This window comes from Kyrpidia spormannii (assembly GCF_002804065.1).
GTDB classification, from domain to species: domain Bacteria; phylum Bacillota; class Bacilli; order Kyrpidiales; family Kyrpidiaceae; genus Kyrpidia; species Kyrpidia spormannii.
On record NZ_CP024955.1, the window covers coordinates 909,768 to 927,370 of the forward strand.

Genomic DNA, 17,603 nt, shown 5'->3' on the forward strand with positions numbered 1-17,603 from the left:
GCCGACCGGGATGTGCCGACGGACCCGCTCGGCCGGGGTCCACGAAAGGGGAGAAGAGGATGGAAGTGTATCGGGCGGACGAGCCCAAACCGCTGTATCGGGTGCTCGATGAAGAAGGTTCACCCGTGGGACCTGTACCGGATCTCGCGGAAGACCGGCTTGTCGGGATGTATCGGGGGATGGTCCTTGCTCGCACCTTTGACGAACGCGCTTTGAATCTGCAGCGGCAGGGACGGATCGGGACGTATGCGCCCTTTAGCGGTCAGGAGGCGGCCCAGATCGGCAGTTTCGCGGTCCTAGAAAAGGACGACTGGGTGTTTCCGAGCTATCGCGAACTGGCCGGGCTGATTTATCACGGATTGCCCATGGAGCGGGCGTTGCTTTACAGCATGGGTCATCCGGACGGGGCCAAGGTGCCGGAGGATTCTCGCATGTTTCCCGTGCAGATCGTCATTGCCTCGCAACTCCTCCACGCCGTGGGGGCGGGATGGGCCTGCCGCCTGAAGGGCGAGCGGAGCGTTGCCGTTTCGTATTTTGGCGATGGCGCGACCTCCGAAGGGGATTTTCATGAAGCGCTGAACCTCGCCTCGGTGTTCAGTGTGCCGGTGGTTTTCTTTTGTCAGAACAATGGGTGGGCGATCAGTGTCCCCGTGTCTCATCAAATGAGGTCGGCGACTGTGGCGCAACGGGCGGTGGCGTACGGGATCGAAGGGATTCGCGTGGACGGAAACGATGTTCTGGCCGTCTATGAAGGGATGCTCCGGGCTGTAGATCGGGCCCGGGCCGGGGAGGGGCCGACCTTGGTTGAGGCGGTGACCTACCGGTTGGGACCACACACCACAGCGGACGACCCCACCCGATACCGGGATGAAGAGGAGCTGAAAAGGTGGCGGGAACAGCGGGATCCCATCGTGCGATTCCGGAAGTTTCTTGAAAAACGGGGGATCTGGTCCGAAGAGCAGGAGCGCACTGAGTGGGAGCGAGCAAGGCGCATGGTGGACGAGGCGGTGGTTCGGGCGGAGTCTTATCCTAAAGCGGATCCATCTTTCGCTTTTGAGCACGTATACGCCTTGATGACCCCCGACCTGTCCAACCAGAGGGACGAGTGGAGGGCCCGCGCCTCCCGGAGGGAGGGAATGCAATGAGAGAGATGACGATGATCCAGGCCATTCACGAGGCGATGAAGATGGCCTTGGAGAGCGACGATCGGGTGATGGTGCTCGGGGAAGACGTCGGGAAGAATGGCGGAGTGTTTCGGGCCACCGAGGGGCTTCAGGCCCACTTCGGGCCGGATCGGGTGGTGGACACCCCCTTGGCGGAGTCGGCGATTGTGGGGGCGGCCGTCGGGCTGGCCGTGGCGGGGATGCGGCCGATCGCGGAGATTCAATTTCTGGGATTCATCTATGAGGCGATGGACCAAATCGCCGGTCAGGCGGCGCGAATCCGTTTTCGCTCCGGGGGGCAGTATTCGGCGCCGATAGTGATTCGAGCGCCTTTTGGCGGGGGCGTGCGAACCCCAGAGTTGCATTCGGACAGTTTGGAGGCTTTGTTTTTGCACACGCCGGGCCTCAAAGTGGTCATGCCCAGCAATCCCCGGGATGCGAAGGGGCTGCTTCTGGCGGCGGTTCGCGATCCGGATCCCGTCTTGTACCTGGAGCCGCTAAAACTGTACCGGGCCTTTCGCGGAGAAGTTCCTGAACAGTGGTACGAGGTGCCTATCGGCCGGGCCCAGGTGGTGATCCCGGGGCAGGACGTGACCGTTATTGCTTGGGGCCCCACGGTCCCCGTGGCGGTGCGGGCGGCCCGGTCGGCCCAGGAGGCTTGGGGCCATTCCTGTGAGGTGATCGATCTGCGCACGATAGCGCCCATGGACACGGAAACCCTGGTGGCTTCGGTGGAGAAAACGGGGCGGGTGGTCGTGGTTCACGAAGCTGTGCGCAGCGGCGGGGTGGGGGCAGAAGTGGCGGCGCGGCTGGCGGAGAGCGCGTTTCTTTCCTTGGCGGCGCCGATGGTTCGAGTGACGGGTTATGACACTCCATATCCGCCCCCGGCCATTGAGGACGCCTGGTTGCCGAGCGTTGATCGGGTCGTGGAAGCGATTCACCGCGTTGCAGCATTTTAAGACCGTCCAAAGGTTTCTTCGGCTTTGGGAATGGAGGTTGCCATGCTTTACCAGTGGAGATTGCCCGATGTGGGGGAAGGGATTCACGAGGCGGAAATCGTTCGTTGGCGAGTGCAGCCCGGTGAGGTGGTCACCGAGGATCAGGTGCTGCTCGAGGTCCAGACTGACAAGGCGACGGTGGAGATCCCAAGCCCAGTTGCGGGAAAGGTCGTGGAGGTACATGGGGACGAAGGACAGGTGGTGCCTGTCGGAACGGTGTTGGTGGAGATCGAGACCGAGGAGGGACAAGTGCCGGGACTGAGAGGGGTTGCGGCGGCCAACGGCATGGCGGCGGGATCTGCTACCAGTGGCGTTGTGGGCCGGGAATCGGAGCGGCAGGTGCCGCCGGGCAGTCCGGGTACTGGCAATGGATTTCAGCGAGCCAAGGCGGCCCCGGTGGTGAGGCGGCTCGCCCGGGAACTCGGGATCGATATCAATCAGGTACCCGGGACGGGCCCGGGGGGCCGAGTTCTGGAGGAGGACGTGCGGGCCTTTGCCGCCCGGGGAGGTGACCGGGATCTGGGGGTCGGCACTCCCGGCCCGGAGGTTCAGGTTGGGGAAGGTAGTCCGGAGACGGGCGCTCAAACGTTGTCCACTGCGGAACCGAAGGGACAAGAGGCCGTCTCCCCAGTTGGCGCCCGGGAAGCAGAGGGTTCCTTCGCTCCAGGGCAAGACGCGGACGAGCAGAGGATCCCTCTTCGGGGGGTTCGCCGGGTCATCGCGGAACATATGGTGCGGTCAAAATTTACGATCCCCCATGTGACGGGGATGGACGAAGCAGACGTGACCGAGTTGGTGGCTTTCCGGCGGCAAGTGGAGGAAAGTGCCGCCGAGGGGCAGGTCAAGATCACGTATCTGCCTTTTATCGTGAAGGCTGTGGTGGCCGGGTTAAAAGCGTATCCGTATTTCAACGCGGTTCTCGATGACGAACGCCGGGAGATTGTCGTCAAGCGCCGCTACCACATCGGTATTGCGGTGGATGCGCCGGATGGTCTGTTGGTTCCGGTCGTTCACGATGCCGATCGCAAAAGTGTGCTGGAGATCGCGGAAGAGATCGAAGAGCTGAAGGAGAAGGCCCGGTCGGGGTCCTTGTCTCCGGACGAGATGCGGGGCGGGACGTTTACAATCAGCAATATCGGTTCGTTCGGCGGCCTGTTTGCCACTCCGATTATTCACTATCCCCAGGCGGCGATCCTAGCCACGGGGAAGATCGTCCGGCGGCCTGTGATGTTGGAGGATGACCGGGTGGTGGGGCGATGGATGATGCCGATTTCCCTGACCTTTGACCATCGAATCATCGATGGGGCCGCGGCCACTCGGTTTATGGGATACATCATGCAGCTTCTCGGCAACCCAACGCAATTGATGGTTCGGATCTAAGAGGGGCTGAGCCATTTCCGAGGGTTGGAGACCGACGACGCAGAATCGGATAGGTGCCAGATGCACAATTGATCGGTCTGCGGTATACTACCTCTGTGGGTATTCGGAAGGAGGATTAGGCATGTCGAAAGAAGTGACGGATGCCACGTTCGCCAGTCGAGTCGAGCAGGTGGCCGGGCCGGTATTGGTGGACTTTTGGGCGCCTTGGTGCGGGCCTTGCCGGATGTTGGCTCCAGTTCTTGATGAACTTGAAAAAGAATGGGCTGGAAAACTGGAGATTTATCGGTTGAATGTCGACGATAATCCGAGCACGGCGGGCCGTTTCGGAATCATGAGCATCCCCACCCTGCTCTTGTTCAAAAATGGGCAGGTGGTCCAGCAGGTGATCGGTTATCAGAACAAAGCCCGCTTGTCGGCGACCCTTCGGCCCCATTTGAGCTAAAGGGCCTTGATCGCCGGAGTCGAGTATTCTATAGTGTGAGGTAATAGAAGGGGCAAGGCGAAGACGAGGACCAGTACAGAGGTGTAAGACGGCCCCAGAGAACGGGCTCGTGGCTGGGAGGCCCGCGCCGTCCCCTTTGGACCCCCCCTCGGAGCTGCTGCCGGAGCGGACCGCCGTGGATCCGCGAAGGTGAGCCGTGGCCGGGCGTTAACCGGATCCGGGTTGTCCGGGATGAGGGGGCCGATGAGGCCAACGAAGGTGGTACCGCGGAAGGGGCTCTTCCGTCCTTTAAGACGGGAGAGCTTTCTTATTGCCGCGAGGTTCGGATCGCGTGGAGAGGAGAGCCGGGTAATGATCGAGAAGAATCTATCTTTTCTCGGCGCTGGGGCGATTGCCGAGGCATTGATTCGGGGATTGTTGGATGCCGGGGCGGCCCGGGCGGACCGGATTCGGGTCGCCAATCGCTGGAACGGGCAAAAAAAGGACAGCCTGGCTCGGCGGTACGGCGTGGTGGCGGTGGAGCGCCCTGAAGCGATTCGCCGGGGCGAGGTGCTGATTCTGGCCATGAAACCGAAAGACGCCGGAGACGCGTTGGTCGAGGTGAGGGATCACCTGCAGGGCCAGCCCCTGATCCTTTCGGTTTTGGCTGGCATTCCGACGGAATGGATCGAGCGGCAGCTCGGGGGACAGATTCCAGTCATCCGGGCCATGCCAAACACCTCTTGTCGGGTGAGGGAATCGGCCACGGCCCTGGCCCCGGGCCGTTACGCAACGGCGGAACAGATGAATCTGGCGGAACAGATCTTTGCTGCTGTCGGCCGAGTGGTGGTGGTGCCAGAAAGCCAGATGGATGCGGTCACGGGGTTGTCGGGAAGCGGTCCCGCTTACGTATATTACCTGGCTGAAGCACTGATGGCATCGGGCAGGGAGATGGGTTTGGACGAGAAGGTATGCCGGGGGTTGGTGGAACAGACGCTTTACGGAGCGGCGCTCATGCTCCGCAATACCGAGGAGTCGCCGGAGACCCTGCGGCGGCAAGTCACCTCCCCGGGAGGGACCACGGAAGCGGGAATCCAGGTGTTGGAGCTGCGCCACGTGGCGGAGGCCCTCCGGGAGGCGGTGCGAAGGGCGGCGGAGAGGAGCCGGGAGTTGCAAGAGGCTTTTGCTGAGTCTGCGGCCTCGGAGGCCGATGGGTAAGCGGCCGCTCTTGACAGTGGCGACCCTCTGAGCGGTCAAAGCCGGAAAGCCGCCCGCATTGGATCGTAGGGCGGCTCGGCCAGTGAGGTGGGCCTGCCCGGTTTGACGCGGCTACTGGACTTTCTCCATCCGGCGCCTATGGATCTCTGCCATCCAGCGCTCGTAAAGGGCATCTGACAGATCGACGTGGGGTTCGTGGGGCATGTGGAGCCGCCGGTGCTCCGGCGAGAGCTGTGCCAAGGATTGGGCAGCCGTCTGTCGGGCTGTATCCGGCGTAATCTTATCGATCAGTCGACGACCGTCGCGGTACACCGGGCGGAGCAGTCGGATGGCTTCGTAATCGGTGACCACCTTTTGTTTCCAGCGATATTCCGGATGAATCATTCGCAGAGGACCTTTTGGGTCTTCTTCGTCCTCCAAAATGATGAGGTCGCCGACAAACTGTCCATCCTTCAAAAGGCGCACCACGTTCTTGCGGCCGGGCAAGGTGACCTTGGTGGGGTTTTCCGAGAGTTTGATCGGGGTGCTCAGGTGGCGTTCCCCGTTTTCCTCCCATTCAATTGCCGCCAGCTTGTAGACTCCGCCCAATGCGGGGTCGGACCGCGCGGTGATCAAGTTCGTCCCGACGCCAAAGGCGTCGATGGGCGCGCCTTGGGCCAAAAGGTCTCGAATAACGAACTCATCCAGATCCGAGGAAGCGATAATCTGGGCGCCCGGAAACCCGGCCTCATCCAGAGCCTTTCGACAGACTCGGGACAGATAGGCGAGGTCCCCGCTGTCGATGCGCACCCCAATCGGTTCGTATCCCTTCTCCCGGAGCTTTCGGAACACAGCAATGGCGTTGGGCAAGCCACTGCGCTCCACGTCGGTGGTGTCTACGACAAGAAGACATTGGTCGGGAAATGCCTCGGCGTAGGCGGTAAAAGCCTCAAGTTCCGCTTCCTTCGCCTGATCCGGAGACTGGACGTCACGGTGAAAAGCGAGAACAAAGCTATGGGCCATGGTTCCCGTAATGGGTATCCCGAATCGGCGTCCCGCTTCAGTTGTCGCGGTTTTACTGACTCCCCCGATGTATGCGGCCCGGGCCCCGTCGATGGCGGCGTCCACCCCTTGGGCCCGGCGGGCTCCCATTTCGATCACAGGTTTGCCGGCGGCTGCCTCCACCATCCGGTGAGCGGCGGTGGCGATGAGGCTCTGATGGTTCACGTACGTAAGGAGCATCGTTTCCAAAAGTTGAACCTCGAATAATTTCCCCTCCACCCGCAGCATGGGTTCCCGGGGAAACATCACCGTTCCTTCTTCGGGCGCGTAGATTGTCCCGTGAAATCGAAAGCGGCGCAACAAGTCCCAGAATTGCTCGTCTCGGATCTGAGGGGCTACACTTTGTAAATATCGGATTTCGTCCTCTCCGAAACGAAAATTCTCGATACCTTGCAGGACCCCCTCCAGGCCGACGAAAAGGACGTACGGGTGCTCGAAGGGTCCCTTTCTGTAAAAAAGATCGAATACAGCTGTGCGCTCGTGGATTCCGGCGCGAAAATACCCATAGGCCATCGTCAGTTCGTAAAAATCAAAGAGCAGCGGAAAACTCACCGGTGCTCCTCCTTTCGTGCCCCAAACCGGTGACCCCCGGGCCAACTCCGGGTTCTGGATTGCAACCTTCGGGATCTCATTAGAATTGTAGCACAATCCGCTGCAAAACACCCATTGCTCCCACTTCCATGGCACCCACGGAAAATAAAAACAGATAGCCACGTTTCAGTCCGTGTGATATAATACATAACTAATAATGACAGATTTAACGTCAACGTATGGGAAAAACTCCGCCGGGGGTGAGGTGGGGTGGACCGACAACTGTTTGATCGGATCGATGAGGCCGGCACCCCGGTGGATTTGCGGAGGCTCCATGCTGCGGCGGTCCGAACGATTACAGACCCCCGTATGCTGTCGACCTTCCATGACCGTTTATTCTGCCGCGTCGTCGCATTGGCTGAGGAAGCTTTGGAACGGGACGGCTGGGGTCTGGCCCCCGCTCGTTACTGTTGGCTTGAACTTGGCAGCGGGGCCAGGCGAGAGCAGATGATCAGCACCGACCAGGACAATGCCCTGGTTTACGACTCGCCCGAAGGAGCCGAACATGCCGTGGAAGGCTATTTTGCAGAGATGGCCAGGCGCGTGGTCGGGGGGCTGGATGACGCGGGGTACCCTCTGTGCCGGGGCTATGTCATGGCGGTGAACCCCCGGTGGCGGGGCACACCAGAACAATGGGCCCGCCGGATCCAGGGATACCTGGATTACCCGGATTGGAGCAATGTACGGCTGTTGTTAATTGCCGCCGATCAGCGTCCGGCCTGCGGAGACGCGGGGCTCGGTCATCGCGTGAGGAAAGGGGTTGTTTCCGCCCTTCGGGATGCCCGCTATGCCCTGTGGTCGGCGGCAGATCACGGCTGGCGGGTTGGGCGGGCGGCCCTGACCGCCCTGGGGCGCCTCCGTACCGGGGCCGAGGAGCGGCAGGGGATGGTGGATATCAAAACCGGGTTATACGCCCCTTTGGTGGGCAGCGTCCGACTTTGGGCCCTGCGGGCGGGGATCGAGGAACCGGGGACCCGCGAGCGGATCGAGGTACTCGAAAAGAGCGGACTTTGGAGTGCTGAAGAGGCTCGGGCGGCGGCTGAGGCCCTTCGGATCTGCCTTGCCCTTCGCTGGAAAAGGCATCGGGATTGTCTCCTCGCAGACCGGCCGCCGGATGATTGGGTGGATCCTGCGGAGTTGCCGCGGGACATGGTGGACCAGCTTTTCCGGGCTCTGTCTGCGACCCGGGCCCTTCAGAAACGAACCTATCAGTATTTTCAGCATCTCTACCGGCGGGGGTGAAGAAAGCGTGAAGCCGCAGCGTCTGGGATGGTTTCAACGGCTGTTGAAAAATCGCGATGTCACGGCACTGCTCGCCGCGTCCGCTGAGGGTTCTGTTGCCACTGAGGCGGCTCTGCGCCAAATGGTCCGGGAAATCAACCGCCGGGATATCTGGGAAGAGCCCTTGGATCGCTTGACCTACGTGGTGTTTGATACGGAAACCACGGGGTTCGATTGGCGTACCGACGCCTTGATTGAGATCGGTGCCGTACGGGTGGAAAATGGGCAAGTCCGCGAAGATCAAACGTTCTCATCACTGATCGCTCTTGAACCCGGTCGCCGAGTCCCGGAGGTGGTCCGGCGGATCACCGGGCTGAGTGAACAAGAACTCTGGCGAGCTCCCAAAGTCCAAGACGTATTGTCGCGGTTCATGGCGTTTTCCTCAGACGCTGTTTTGGTCGCTCATCACGCCGGACACGATGTTAATTTCCTTAACGTTCCATTAAACCAATTCTACGGCATTGAGTTGCCCCGTCGGGTCGTGGACACCGCCCAAGTGGCCCGGCGACTGTGGCCCGACAGCGGCGAGGCCACTTTGGACTATCTCATTGAACGCATGGCGATTCCGCCGCTGACTCGTCACCGGGCTTTGAACGACGCCCTGTTGACTGCCCGGATATGGAGTGTATTTCTCACCTTATTTACAAGAAAAGGTCTGACAAAATGGGGAGAGTTTTTTACGTGGATGAAAACGGACGTTGTTATTGGTGATGAATATTGACATCTGCGGTTATTGTATATATCATATAAAGTGTCTCTTTCATATCCGCGAGATTGAGGAGGGTGGGCAATGATCAAATGGGCGAGATGGGGGTTCCTGCCGGCTCTGGTCCTTCTCGCACCGTCTGTGGTCTTGGCGGCGGATCCGACCGTCAAGGATGTCGCCCAGGCGGTGGACACAGTGTGGGTTGCGGTGACCGCGTTCTTGGTGTTTTTCATGCAGGCCGGTTTTGCCCTGTTGGAGGCCGGATCGACCCGAATGAAAAATGCCGGCCACATCGCCGGGAAAAACATCTTGAGTTTTGGCTTGGCGGCGCTGGTCTTCTGGGCGGTGGGGTTTGCCATCAGTTTTGGGCAGGGAAATGCGTTCGTCGGAACTCAGGGGTGGTTTCTCAACGTCAGTGATGATATGGTGAATCAAGTTTTCGGTTCGTTGTCTTACAGCGACGTCCCCCTTGGCGCCAAGTACATGTTTGAAGTCGTGTTCGCAGGGGTATCACTGGCTATCTTTTGGGGCGGCATCGCCGAACGGGCTAAACTGATCGTGTACTTCATTTTCGGGATTTTGTTTTCAGCCCTCATCTATCCCGTTGTGGCGCACTGGATTTGGGGCGGCGGCTGGCTGTCCGGTCTCGGGATGCAGGATTTTGCCGGATCGACGGTGGTCCATCTTCAAGGCGGAGTCGCGGCTCTGGTGGGGGCGATGCTGCTCGGTCCGCGCATCGGCAAATACGGCAAGGATGGCAGCGTTCATTCCCTGCCCGGGCACAATACCGTATACTCCGTCCTCGGCGTCATCATCCTGTGGTTCGGCTGGTTCGGGTTCAACCCCGGCAGCACCTTGTCGGCATTGAACGTTTCTTTTGCGTATATCGCTATGACGACCAATCTGGCGGCGGCAGCCGGGGGCGTGGCGGCGTTGTTGACCGCGTGGGCCGTTCTCGGTAAGCCGGACATTCCAATGATGCTCAACGGGGTCCTAGCTGCTTTGGTGGCCATCACGGCGAGTTGCGCGTTTGTGGAGCCCTGGGCGGCAGTGGTCATCGGGGCGGTGGCCGGGGTGGTCATGGTCCTCTCGGTGCAGTTTTTTGAGAGGGTAGCCCGGGTGGACGATCCGGTGGGAGCCTTTTCGGTTCACGGTGTGGCCGGGATCTGGGGGACTTTGTCCACGGGGTTTTTTGCATCTCCGGATTTGGTGAAATCTGTGGGCGTCGGCGCGCCGGGCCTGTTCTACGGCGGCGGGCTGCACCAGCTTGGCGTGCAGGCGGCCGGGGTACTGGCGGCCGGGGTGTATGTGTTCGTGGTGTCGTTCATCATTCTCTATGCGATCAAGGCCACCGTTGGTCTGCGGATCAGCCGGGAAGAGGAGATCATCGGCCTGGATGTCAGTGAACACGGCGCATCGGGGTATCCGGAACAACTGCCCCACGGCGGTGAGTTCTCCCAAGGGGGATCTTCCGGAACTCGCGCGACACCCACGGCTTGATTTGGATCGCATTTAACGAAGCTGTCGAAAGAAGGACACCGAGGCGCTCCAAAGGGGGATGGGAGACGATCGGTGACGGGGTGGTGAGTAGATTTCACCACCCTTCTCGTCTTTTTTCGTCCCTCACATTCCGCTGGTGCCGAACTCCCAACAACTGAGGCTCAAGGACCCATATTGGTAATACTGGCATAATCGCCGGGCCGCGCGGTCCCCGTCGGCCGAACCCATGGCGATCAGGAGAGGAACAAAATGTTCGTTTCGCGGAACGGCCATGTGGGCATAAGGGGCCTCGGACTTATAGCGAAAAAGTGCTCGGGTGTCCCAATTCTCGATCCGATCTCGTAGCCAGTCGTCAAAGCTCTGCGCCCAGTCTGCCGGAAGTCCGTCTTGTTCTCGGCTCCAATCGAGAGACCACAGATTGTGCACCGTCCCACCGCTGCCTAGGATCAGCGCGTCCCGACGAAGGGGAGCGAGGGCCCGACCGATGGCGTACTGCTTTTCCGGGGGTAGGGCGGGATTGACGGACAGGGTCGCCACGGGCACGTCCGCATGGGGGAACAGGAGGCGAAGCACCACCCAGGCGCCGTGATCGAGCCCGCGGCCTCGATCGATTTTGGCGGGAATACCAGCCTCGTCAAGAAGGGTTCGAGCTTCTTCGGCCACTTCCGGCGCTCCTTGGGCGGGGTAGACAATCCGATAAAGGTCATCGGGAAATCCGAAAAAATCGTAGATCATCCCGAATTGCTCGGGGGCGCCAATGAGCTGCACGGGAGATTCCCAGTGGGCGGTGAATAGGAGCACCGCCTTGGGTTTTGGAAAACGGGAAGCAACGCTTTGCAGAAGCTGTGTGTATGGGTTGTTTTCAATGGCCAAAGTGGGGGCTCCATGGGCAATGAAATACGCCGGGTTCACCAAAGTCCCTCCTTATCGTCACACTCTTTGGGTATCCTGGCGCCTTCTGGGGAGAAGGGCCGGTCGCCCGAAGGATTAGGAAGGCTGAGGGGTTGGAGTCGGCAGAGCGTACCCTTCTTTGTACTTCTCCTCAATAAAAGCCCGAATGTCCTTCGCCCTTTTGCCATCTCTCCACAGCCCTATGGACTGAGCTGCGATTTCCAAACAGACGCCGCAGCCGGCGCCGTGGCTATTCCAAACCACCGACCCGTCCGGATTAACAGCGCGGATGAAGCAGTCCCTGTTGCTTTTATGCCCCGCGCTTTCCCCACATCCGCAATAGCATGGGATCCATTGCAACAGTTCGGTGGATTTGCCGGCGGCTGCATAGATTTGGCGGACCGCTTCCTGCTGGTTGTTTAAAAAGGTCGGCAATACTTCAGCAGAGGCTGTAGTTTCCAGGATATCGCCCTGATAGGAGGAAGAGGAACCACAGGCCACAAGAAAGGTGGATGACAAAAGAAAAACAATGCTGAGGTGGAGGATTTTTGAACGCCTCATTTCTGCTACCTCTTTCTGACAGACTCGCCTTCACTCTCTCCAATGTCGTATCGCATAGGTAAAATGCGGAACAGGGGAGATATGATGGCTTGGTTAGCTCGACACGGTTAGGCTAACATAAGAAAAGGGTGTGGGTAAACCACCAAAACCCTTCAGACCACGCCGAGTTCTTGGAAATGCCGAATGGAACTCCCGCGGATGTGCCAAATGCGGCCCCTTGACACGGCTGAGAAATTCACGTAAGGTGAAGGTAATTGTAAACCGAATACTCGCGATGGATCCTTACTCTTATCCAGAGTTGGCGGAGGGACGGGCCCGATGATGCCGCGGCAACCGGTCGGAACACCGGCACGGTGCCAATTCCTGCGGGGAGACCCCGGAAGATGAGAGAGGGGGACAATAGTCCGACCTCTTTCCACCGGAAAGGGGTTTTTTGGTGGGTTTAGGGGATGGAGGCGAGGAAGACGCGCGGAGTGGGGGGATCTGGGGATGTACAATGTGCACGGTTTACGGGAAAAGTTAGCCCTCGGCAAGTTTGTGACCACGGTGGAGTTGGAGCCGCCCAAGGGGGCGGATCCCTTGCCCACCATGGAAGCGGCCAAATTCCTCCGGGGCAAGGTGGATGCGGTGAATATCGCGGACAGTCCCATGGCCACCCTGCGGATGAGCCCCATCGCCCTGGCTCACATCGTCCAGGAGGATCTGGGCCTTGAAGCGATTTTTCACCTGACCTGTCGGGACCGCAACCTGCTCGGCCTTCAGAGCGAATTGTTGGGTGCGGCGGCCCTGGGGGTGAGGAACATCCTCACCTTGACCGGGGATTCTCCCAGCCGGGGGGATCATCCCGAGGTTAAAGGGGTGTTTGAGACCGATTCCATCGGTTTGGCCCGGCTGGCTGAACGACTGAACCAAGGCTACGACTTGACCGGCCACGAACTGAGCGGCCCGACCCGGTTCTTGATCGGCGGGGTGGCCAATCCCGGGGCGGAAGATTTGGACGCCGAAGTGGCCAAATTGGCGGCCAAGGTGGAAGCCGGGGTTCGCTTCGTCCAGACCCAGCCGGTGTTCGATATCGAGACGGCCTTGCGTTTCTGGGAGCGCACCCGCCACCTGCCGGTCCACATCCTGTTCGGACTTCTGCCGCTCAAGTCCGCCCGCCAAGCCCGCTATTTTAACGAGAAGGTACCCGGGGTGCGGGTGGGGGAAGACGTGATTCAGAAAGTGGAAGAAGGCGGCCGGGCTGCGGGGATCGCCCTCTGCCGGGAGTTGTACGGGGGACTGAGGGAGTTCGCGGCCGGCGCCCATCTCTTTCCCATCGGGGACCTGCGGGCGGTGTACGAGATCCTGGATATCGACACCGATTTTCGCCGGGCTGCGATTTAAAGGGCACCAGCCCGGATGGAGCGGTGCGGAAGGGCTCGACGCTCCGCTCCATCCCGCCCGACGGCCCTGCAACCCCGAGCGGGTTCCCAGTTTTCAACGGGGCAACAGAAATCCCATCCGTTCGAAGACCAGGTGCAGATTCGGTTCCGCCACAGCCTTGGCTTTGGCCGCCCCCTCGGCGAGAATGCGGTCCAGCTCCTCACTGTCGACCAGCTCTCTATACCGCTCTTGCAGCGGCTCCAGCCGGGCCACCACCGCTTCGGCCAGATCTTGCTTAAAAGGTCCATATCCCACCCCGGAATACTGTTTCTCCAGTTCGGGGATCGTTTTGTCCGTGCATGATGAATAAATGGTGAGCAAGTTGCTTACGGCCGGTTTCCGCTGGGGATCGAAGCGCACCTCCGCCTCGGAGTCGGTCACCGCCCGGCGGATCTTTTTCCGGATGTCGTCGGGGCTGTCCAGCAGGGAAATGTAGCTCCCGGGGTTGGCGCTGCTTTTGCTCATCTTTTTCGTCGGGTCGTCCAGGGACATGATCCGACTTCCCACTTTGGGGATCATGGGCTCCGGGATGACAAACGTATCCCCGTACCGCTTGTTGAACCGCTCGGCCAGATCCCGGGTCAACTCCAGGTGTTGTTTTTGGTCTTCCCCCACCGGGACATGGGTGGCCTGATACAACAAAATGTCCGCCGCCATAAGGGCAGGATATGTAAACAGGCCGGCGCTCACGCCTTCCTTGCCCTCAGATTTCTCTTTGAACTGGGTCATGCGCCCGAGCTCACCGTAATGCACCAGGCACTCCATCAGCCACCCCAACTGGGAGTGGGCGGGGACGTGGGATTGAAGGAAAAGGACCGACCGACGAGGATCGATCCCCGCCGCCAGATACAGAGCGCTGAGTTGTCTCGTCTGCCGGTGCAATGCGGCAGGTTCCTGGGGGACCGTAACGGCATGGAGGTCCACCACGCAGTAAAAACTTTCGGCTTCATCTTGGATGTCGACAAAATGGCGCAGGGCGCCGAGGTAATTGCCCAGGGTGGGCGTGCCGCTGGGCTGCATCCCGGAAAATACGCGCATCGTGGTCACCTCGGCTTTTATCATACCAAAAGGTCGGACCGGACTGCCACGGCGAAAACGGATTTCGACGTTTTTTGACGTCTTTTTTTACATTCGGCAAAATAGTCGATGGCGAGGGGGGACGGGGGTTGGCCGAGGTTCATGTGGAGAAAAAGACGGCCGGGCGGATGTTGCAACCGGCCACGGGGTATCTGACAGGATTCACCCATTCGTTGAACCCGTACATCGGGTGCGCCTTTGGCCGACCGGTGGACAACCTCGGCCGGGACACCGTCGGTTGCCCCTACTGTTACGTGCGGCGCCTGCCGGTGGCTTTACTCCATCCAAAACCCTGGGGGACCTGGGTGACGGTCAAAGAGGGTGCCCCGGAACGCCTTCGCCGGGAGCTGCGGCGCAGCCGGGTTCGGGGAGAGACACTCAGAATCTTCCTGGGCTCCTCCACAGACCCCTATCAGCCAGTGGAAGGGCGATGGAAGATCACCCGGGAGCTGCTTCGGGTGATCGCGGAAGAAGGAGGCGTCGACCAACTGGTGGTTCAAACCCGTTCCCCCATGGTCCTCCGGGATGTGGATCTCCTGCGAGCCCTGGGCAAAAAAGTGCGGGTCAGTCTCACCGTGGAGACCGATGACGAGAAGGTCCGCCGCCTGCTCACCCCGACCTCGCCGCCGGTCTCCGGTCGCCTTCGGGCCTTGGCGCGATTGCGGAGGGCCGGCGTGCCCACTCAAGCGGCGGTGTCCCCGGTTTTGCCCATGAACCCGTACAGGCTGGCCCGGCTGCTGGCCGAGGCGGCGGACCGGGTAGTCCTGGATACCTTTCACCTGGGAGACGGATCCGGTGGAAAGCGGAGCCGGTTGCTGGGCATGCCCCGGCGGCTTGAAGCGGCCGGTTATGAGGGGTGGTTTGACCCGGATCTTCATCTGCGCCTGATCCCGATCTTCGTAGGCATTCTCGGCCCCGGACGGGTTGGACTGGGAGCTGCAGGATTTGCTGGAATGAACCTCACGTCACCACCGCACCCTAGGGGGGAGTGAAAGGAAAGGAGCGGGTCGGGTGGATACTCTGGGACATGGGTTTTGGATGTACGCGATATTTCGAAAACGAAGAGACGTTCCTTTTTTGGTGGCCGGGGCCCTGGCGCCAGATCTGTGGTTGTGGAGTGCCGGGCTGTTCATGATCCTGACGGGCCGAGGGGGCACGTTGCTCCGGCAGGGCCTGGACGGGTTGATGGGGCGGCCGTGGGTGTTTGCCGGGGACAGCCTGAGTCATTCCCTCCCCCTATGGAGCGCAGTGATGGTGGCGGCTCTCATCGGCCGATTTCGGGCCGCGGCAGCGGTGGCCGCCGGGGCCGCGCTCCATATTGCCGTGGACCTGTTTACCCACCGCCAATTTGCACCGGCCTACCTGTATCCTTTTTGGTCCCGGCCGATCGCCGGCTGGGTGGAATCCGGATCCTGGTGGTTTGTCGGGGGGGATTTGGCCGCCATGGCCGCAGTTTTCCTCTTTCATTGGCTTCGCCAGCGGGATACAATGAAAACTGGGTGAGTGGAATGATCGAGGAACATCGTTGGCTGAAGGAGAAATTGGCCCTCCTTCCCGGCAAACCCGGCGTCTATCTGATGAAGGACGCCGAGGGCCGGGTGATTTACGTCGGGAAGGCGAAAACGTTAAAAAATCGCGTGCGTTCGTATTTTACGGGTAGCCATGATGCGAAAACCCAGAAACTCGTCTCGGAAATCCGGGATTTTGAATACATCGTGACGGACAATGCGGTGGAAGCGCTGATTCTGGAGTGCAATCTGATCAAGCAGCACCAACCCCCCTTCAACATCATGCTCCGGGATGATAAGTCCTACCCGTATATCAAGATTACCCGGGAGGAACACCCCCGCCTGGAGATCGTCCGGCGGATGGCCAAGGACGGAGCGTCCTACTTTGGCCCGTATCCGAACTCCGGTTCGGCGATGGAGACCAAGCGCTTGTTGGATCGCCTCTACCCGTTGCGCAAGTGCCGGAATCTCAAGAAAAAGGTCTGTTTGTACTACCACATCGGCCAGTGTCTGGCCCCGTGTGAGTATCCCGTGGACCCGGAACGGTATGAGGCGATCCGCAAGGACATTGGGCGGTTCCTGAACGGGGGCCACGGGGAGATTGTCGAGGAGCTGGAGCGGCGGATGCACGAGGAAGCCGAAGCTCTGCGCTTTGAGCGGGCGAAGGAGCTCCGGGATTTGATCCAGCACATCGGGCGGGTGATGGAGAAGCAGAAGATCGTGTTTCAAGATCAGGTGGACAGGGATGTTTTCGGATTTTATGCGGAACGGGGAAGGATGTGCGTCCAGGTCTTTTTTATCCGGGGTGGGAAATTGATCGAACGGGCGGTGCAGATTTTTCCTTTTTACAACGATCCCTTAGAGGATTTTGGCTCTTACGTGGCGCAATTTTATTTTGAGGAGACCGAGCGGCCCAAGGAGGTTTACCTGCCCGAAGGGGTGGAGACAGACGTGCTGGGGGAATGGCTGGGGGCCCGGGTGGTGGTGCCCAAGCGCGGCCCCAAGCGGCAGTTGGTGGAGATGGCCTGTGAGAACGCCCGGATCGCGCTCCAGGAGAAACTGGCTCTGGAGGAGCGGGATCTGGAGCGCACGGTGGGGGCGGTGCGGGAGTTGGGGGACGTGTTGGCCATCGCCGCGCCCCGGCGGATCGAGGCTTTTGACAACTCCAACCTGCAAGGGACGGACCCCGTGGCAGCCATGGTGGTGTTTGTGGACGGACAGCCGGCGAAAAAAGAGTATCGGAAATTCAAGATCAAAACCGTTCAGGGGCCGGATGATTACGCCTCCATGCGGGAGGTGATTCGGCGGCGATATACCCGGGTGTTGCGGGAGAAGTTGCCGCTGCCAGATTTGATCGTGGTGGATGGGGGCCGGGGGCAGATCGGAGCGGCCTTAGAGGTGCTGCAGGACGAGCTGGACCTGGAAATCCCGGTGTGCGGATTGGCGAAAGACGACCGCCATCGGACGGACCAATTGTTCCTCGGAGATGATCCGGTACCGGTGCCCATCGACCGGCACAGTCAGGGATTTTATCTGCTTCAGCGCATTCAGGAGGAAGTTCACCGGTTTGCCATTACTTTTCATCGGCAAACCCGGGGCAAGCGGATCATGCATTCGGTATTAGATGATATTCCGGGCATTGGCGAGAAGCGAAAACGAAAGCTTTTGCAACACTTCGGCTCGGTGGAGGCGATTCGCCAAGCTTCGGTGGAGGAATTTCGCCAGGCGGGCATCGGGGACCGGTTGGCGGAGCAGATCTTGCAAGCCTTGAAATAATCCGGCGAGGCGGGAGGCCCGCGTCGGTGTTGACTGTTTCGATATACGAACCATCTGGGGGGCCGCCGG

At 60.2% G+C, this 17,603-nt stretch carries 16 protein-coding genes and 1 riboswitch; of the genes, 12 read left to right on the forward strand and 4 right to left on the reverse strand.

Going from position 1 to position 17,603, the window contains the following annotated elements; all coding sequences use genetic code 11:
- The first annotated feature begins 59 nt into the window (after positions 1 to 59).
- The 5 genes from pdhA to proC all read left to right on the forward strand — a co-directional run bounded on the left by pdhA (position 60) and on the right by proC (position 5,180).
- Positions 60 to 1,145 (forward strand): pyruvate dehydrogenase (acetyl-transferring) E1 component subunit alpha, encoded by a 1,086-nt coding sequence (gene pdhA / locus CVV65_RS04505; protein WP_100667126.1) that lies wholly within the window; start codon positions 60 to 62, stop codon positions 1,143 to 1,145.
- Positions 1,142 to 2,122, forward strand: a complete 981-nt coding sequence (locus CVV65_RS04510; RefSeq protein ID WP_100667127.1) for an alpha-ketoacid dehydrogenase subunit beta — start codon at positions 1,142 to 1,144, stop codon at positions 2,120 to 2,122. Before pdhA ends, CVV65_RS04510 begins: the two co-directional genes overlap by 4 nt.
- 42 nt (positions 2,123 to 2,164) lie before the next feature.
- Entirely contained in the window at positions 2,165 to 3,541 is a 1,377-nt protein-coding gene (locus CVV65_RS04515; protein ID WP_100667128.1) for a dihydrolipoamide acetyltransferase family protein, read from the forward strand.
- Positions 3,542 to 3,662: 121 nt separating this feature from the next.
- On the forward strand, positions 3,663 to 3,983 hold the full coding sequence (gene trxA / locus CVV65_RS04520; protein WP_013074673.1) for a thioredoxin: 321 nt from the start codon (positions 3,663 to 3,665) through the stop codon (positions 3,981 to 3,983).
- 351 nt (positions 3,984 to 4,334) lie between these two features.
- The gene (gene proC / locus CVV65_RS04525; RefSeq protein WP_100667129.1) at positions 4,335 to 5,180 is read left to right on the forward strand and encodes a pyrroline-5-carboxylate reductase; all 846 of its coding nucleotides are present in this window, start codon (positions 4,335 to 4,337) and stop codon (positions 5,178 to 5,180) included.
- 111 nt (positions 5,181 to 5,291) lie between these two features.
- On the opposite strand, the gene CVV65_RS04530 is transcribed toward proC, so the two are convergent.
- Positions 5,292 to 6,773, reverse strand: coding sequence for a nicotinate phosphoribosyltransferase (locus tag CVV65_RS04530; RefSeq protein ID WP_100667130.1), 1,482 nt, complete (start codon positions 6,771 to 6,773; stop codon positions 5,292 to 5,294).
- A gap of 249 nt (positions 6,774 to 7,022) precedes the next feature.
- Here CVV65_RS04530 and CVV65_RS04535 point away from each other — a divergent pair, with 249 nt between their 5' ends.
- The 3 genes from CVV65_RS04535 to CVV65_RS04545 all read left to right on the forward strand — a co-directional run bounded on the left by CVV65_RS04535 (position 7,023) and on the right by CVV65_RS04545 (position 10,299).
- Positions 7,023 to 8,054, forward strand: coding sequence for a DUF294 nucleotidyltransferase-like domain-containing protein (locus CVV65_RS04535; protein ID WP_100667131.1), 1,032 nt, complete (start codon positions 7,023 to 7,025; stop codon positions 8,052 to 8,054).
- Between the two features lie 7 nt (positions 8,055 to 8,061).
- Entirely contained in the window at positions 8,062 to 8,814 is a 753-nt protein-coding gene (locus tag CVV65_RS04540; RefSeq protein ID WP_157935376.1) for a 3'-5' exonuclease, read from the forward strand.
- A gap of 69 nt (positions 8,815 to 8,883) precedes the next feature.
- Positions 8,884 to 10,299, forward strand: coding sequence for an ammonium transporter (locus tag CVV65_RS04545; RefSeq protein ID WP_100667133.1), 1,416 nt, complete (start codon positions 8,884 to 8,886; stop codon positions 10,297 to 10,299).
- A gap of 123 nt (positions 10,300 to 10,422) precedes the next feature.
- Here CVV65_RS04545 and CVV65_RS04550 read toward each other — a convergent pair whose 3' ends face one another.
- Positions 10,423 to 11,211, reverse strand: coding sequence for a DODA-type extradiol aromatic ring-opening family dioxygenase (locus tag CVV65_RS04550; protein WP_100667134.1), 789 nt, complete (start codon positions 11,209 to 11,211; stop codon positions 10,423 to 10,425).
- Between the two features lie 75 nt (positions 11,212 to 11,286).
- Positions 11,287 to 11,751, reverse strand: a complete 465-nt coding sequence (locus CVV65_RS04555; RefSeq protein WP_100667135.1) for a PCYCGC motif-containing (lipo)protein — start codon at positions 11,749 to 11,751, stop codon at positions 11,287 to 11,289.
- 285 nt (positions 11,752 to 12,036) lie between these two features.
- A riboswitch (SAM riboswitch) is annotated at positions 12,037 to 12,141 on the forward strand.
- A gap of 99 nt (positions 12,142 to 12,240) precedes the next feature.
- Here CVV65_RS04555 and CVV65_RS04560 point away from each other — a divergent pair.
- Complete coding sequence (locus CVV65_RS04560) at positions 12,241 to 13,134, forward strand: methylenetetrahydrofolate reductase (RefSeq protein WP_100667136.1); 894 nt, start codon at positions 12,241 to 12,243, stop codon at positions 13,132 to 13,134.
- A 93-nt stretch (positions 13,135 to 13,227) separates the two neighbouring features.
- Here CVV65_RS04560 and trpS read toward each other — a convergent pair whose 3' ends face one another.
- The gene (trpS, locus tag CVV65_RS04565; RefSeq protein ID WP_100667137.1) at positions 13,228 to 14,211 is read right to left on the reverse strand and encodes a tryptophan--tRNA ligase; all 984 of its coding nucleotides are present in this window, start codon (positions 14,209 to 14,211) and stop codon (positions 13,228 to 13,230) included.
- A gap of 128 nt (positions 14,212 to 14,339) precedes the next feature.
- Between trpS and CVV65_RS04570 the strand changes: the two genes are divergently transcribed.
- The 3 genes from CVV65_RS04570 to uvrC are packed head-to-tail and all read left to right on the forward strand — an operon-like array spanning position 14,340 to position 17,534.
- Positions 14,340 to 15,242 carry a radical SAM protein gene (locus CVV65_RS04570; protein ID WP_232796711.1) on the forward strand — a complete coding sequence of 301 codons (903 nt, stop codon included), beginning with the start codon at positions 14,340 to 14,342 and terminating at the stop codon, positions 15,240 to 15,242.
- Between the two features lie 19 nt (positions 15,243 to 15,261).
- A complete protein-coding gene (locus tag CVV65_RS04575) occupies positions 15,262 to 15,753 on the forward strand; it encodes a hypothetical protein (RefSeq protein ID WP_100667138.1) in 492 nt (163 codons plus the stop codon).
- Between the two features lie 5 nt (positions 15,754 to 15,758).
- A complete protein-coding gene (gene uvrC / locus CVV65_RS04580) occupies positions 15,759 to 17,534 on the forward strand; it encodes an excinuclease ABC subunit UvrC (protein ID WP_100669182.1) in 1,776 nt (591 codons plus the stop codon).
- The last annotated feature ends 69 nt before the right edge of the window (positions 17,535 to 17,603 follow it).

Excerpts from the sequence above, each read along its gene's own strand:
- trxA (WP_013074673.1), top strand. The coding sequence starts at position 3,663 with ATGTCGAAAGAAGTGACGGATGCCACGTTCGCCAGTCGAGTCGAGCAG.
- uvrC (WP_100669182.1), top strand. The coding sequence starts at position 15,759 with ATGATCGAGGAACATCGTTGGCTGAAGGAGAAATTGGCCCTCCTTCCC.
- trpS (WP_100667137.1), bottom strand. The coding sequence starts at position 14,211 with ATGCGCGTATTTTCCGGGATGCAGCCCAGCGGCACGCCCACCCTGGGC.
- proC (WP_100667129.1), top strand. The coding sequence starts at position 4,335 with ATGATCGAGAAGAATCTATCTTTTCTCGGCGCTGGGGCGATTGCCGAG.
- CVV65_RS04555 (WP_100667135.1), bottom strand. The coding sequence starts at position 11,751 with ATGAGGCGTTCAAAAATCCTCCACCTCAGCATTGTTTTTCTTTTGTCA.
- pdhA (WP_100667126.1), top strand. The coding sequence starts at position 60 with ATGGAAGTGTATCGGGCGGACGAGCCCAAACCGCTGTATCGGGTGCTC.
- CVV65_RS04545 (WP_100667133.1), top strand. The coding sequence starts at position 8,884 with ATGATCAAATGGGCGAGATGGGGGTTCCTGCCGGCTCTGGTCCTTCTC.
- CVV65_RS04515 (WP_100667128.1), top strand. The coding sequence starts at position 2,165 with ATGCTTTACCAGTGGAGATTGCCCGATGTGGGGGAAGGGATTCACGAG.
- CVV65_RS04560 (WP_100667136.1), top strand. The coding sequence starts at position 12,241 with ATGTACAATGTGCACGGTTTACGGGAAAAGTTAGCCCTCGGCAAGTTT.
- CVV65_RS04510 (WP_100667127.1), top strand. The coding sequence starts at position 1,142 with ATGAGAGAGATGACGATGATCCAGGCCATTCACGAGGCGATGAAGATG.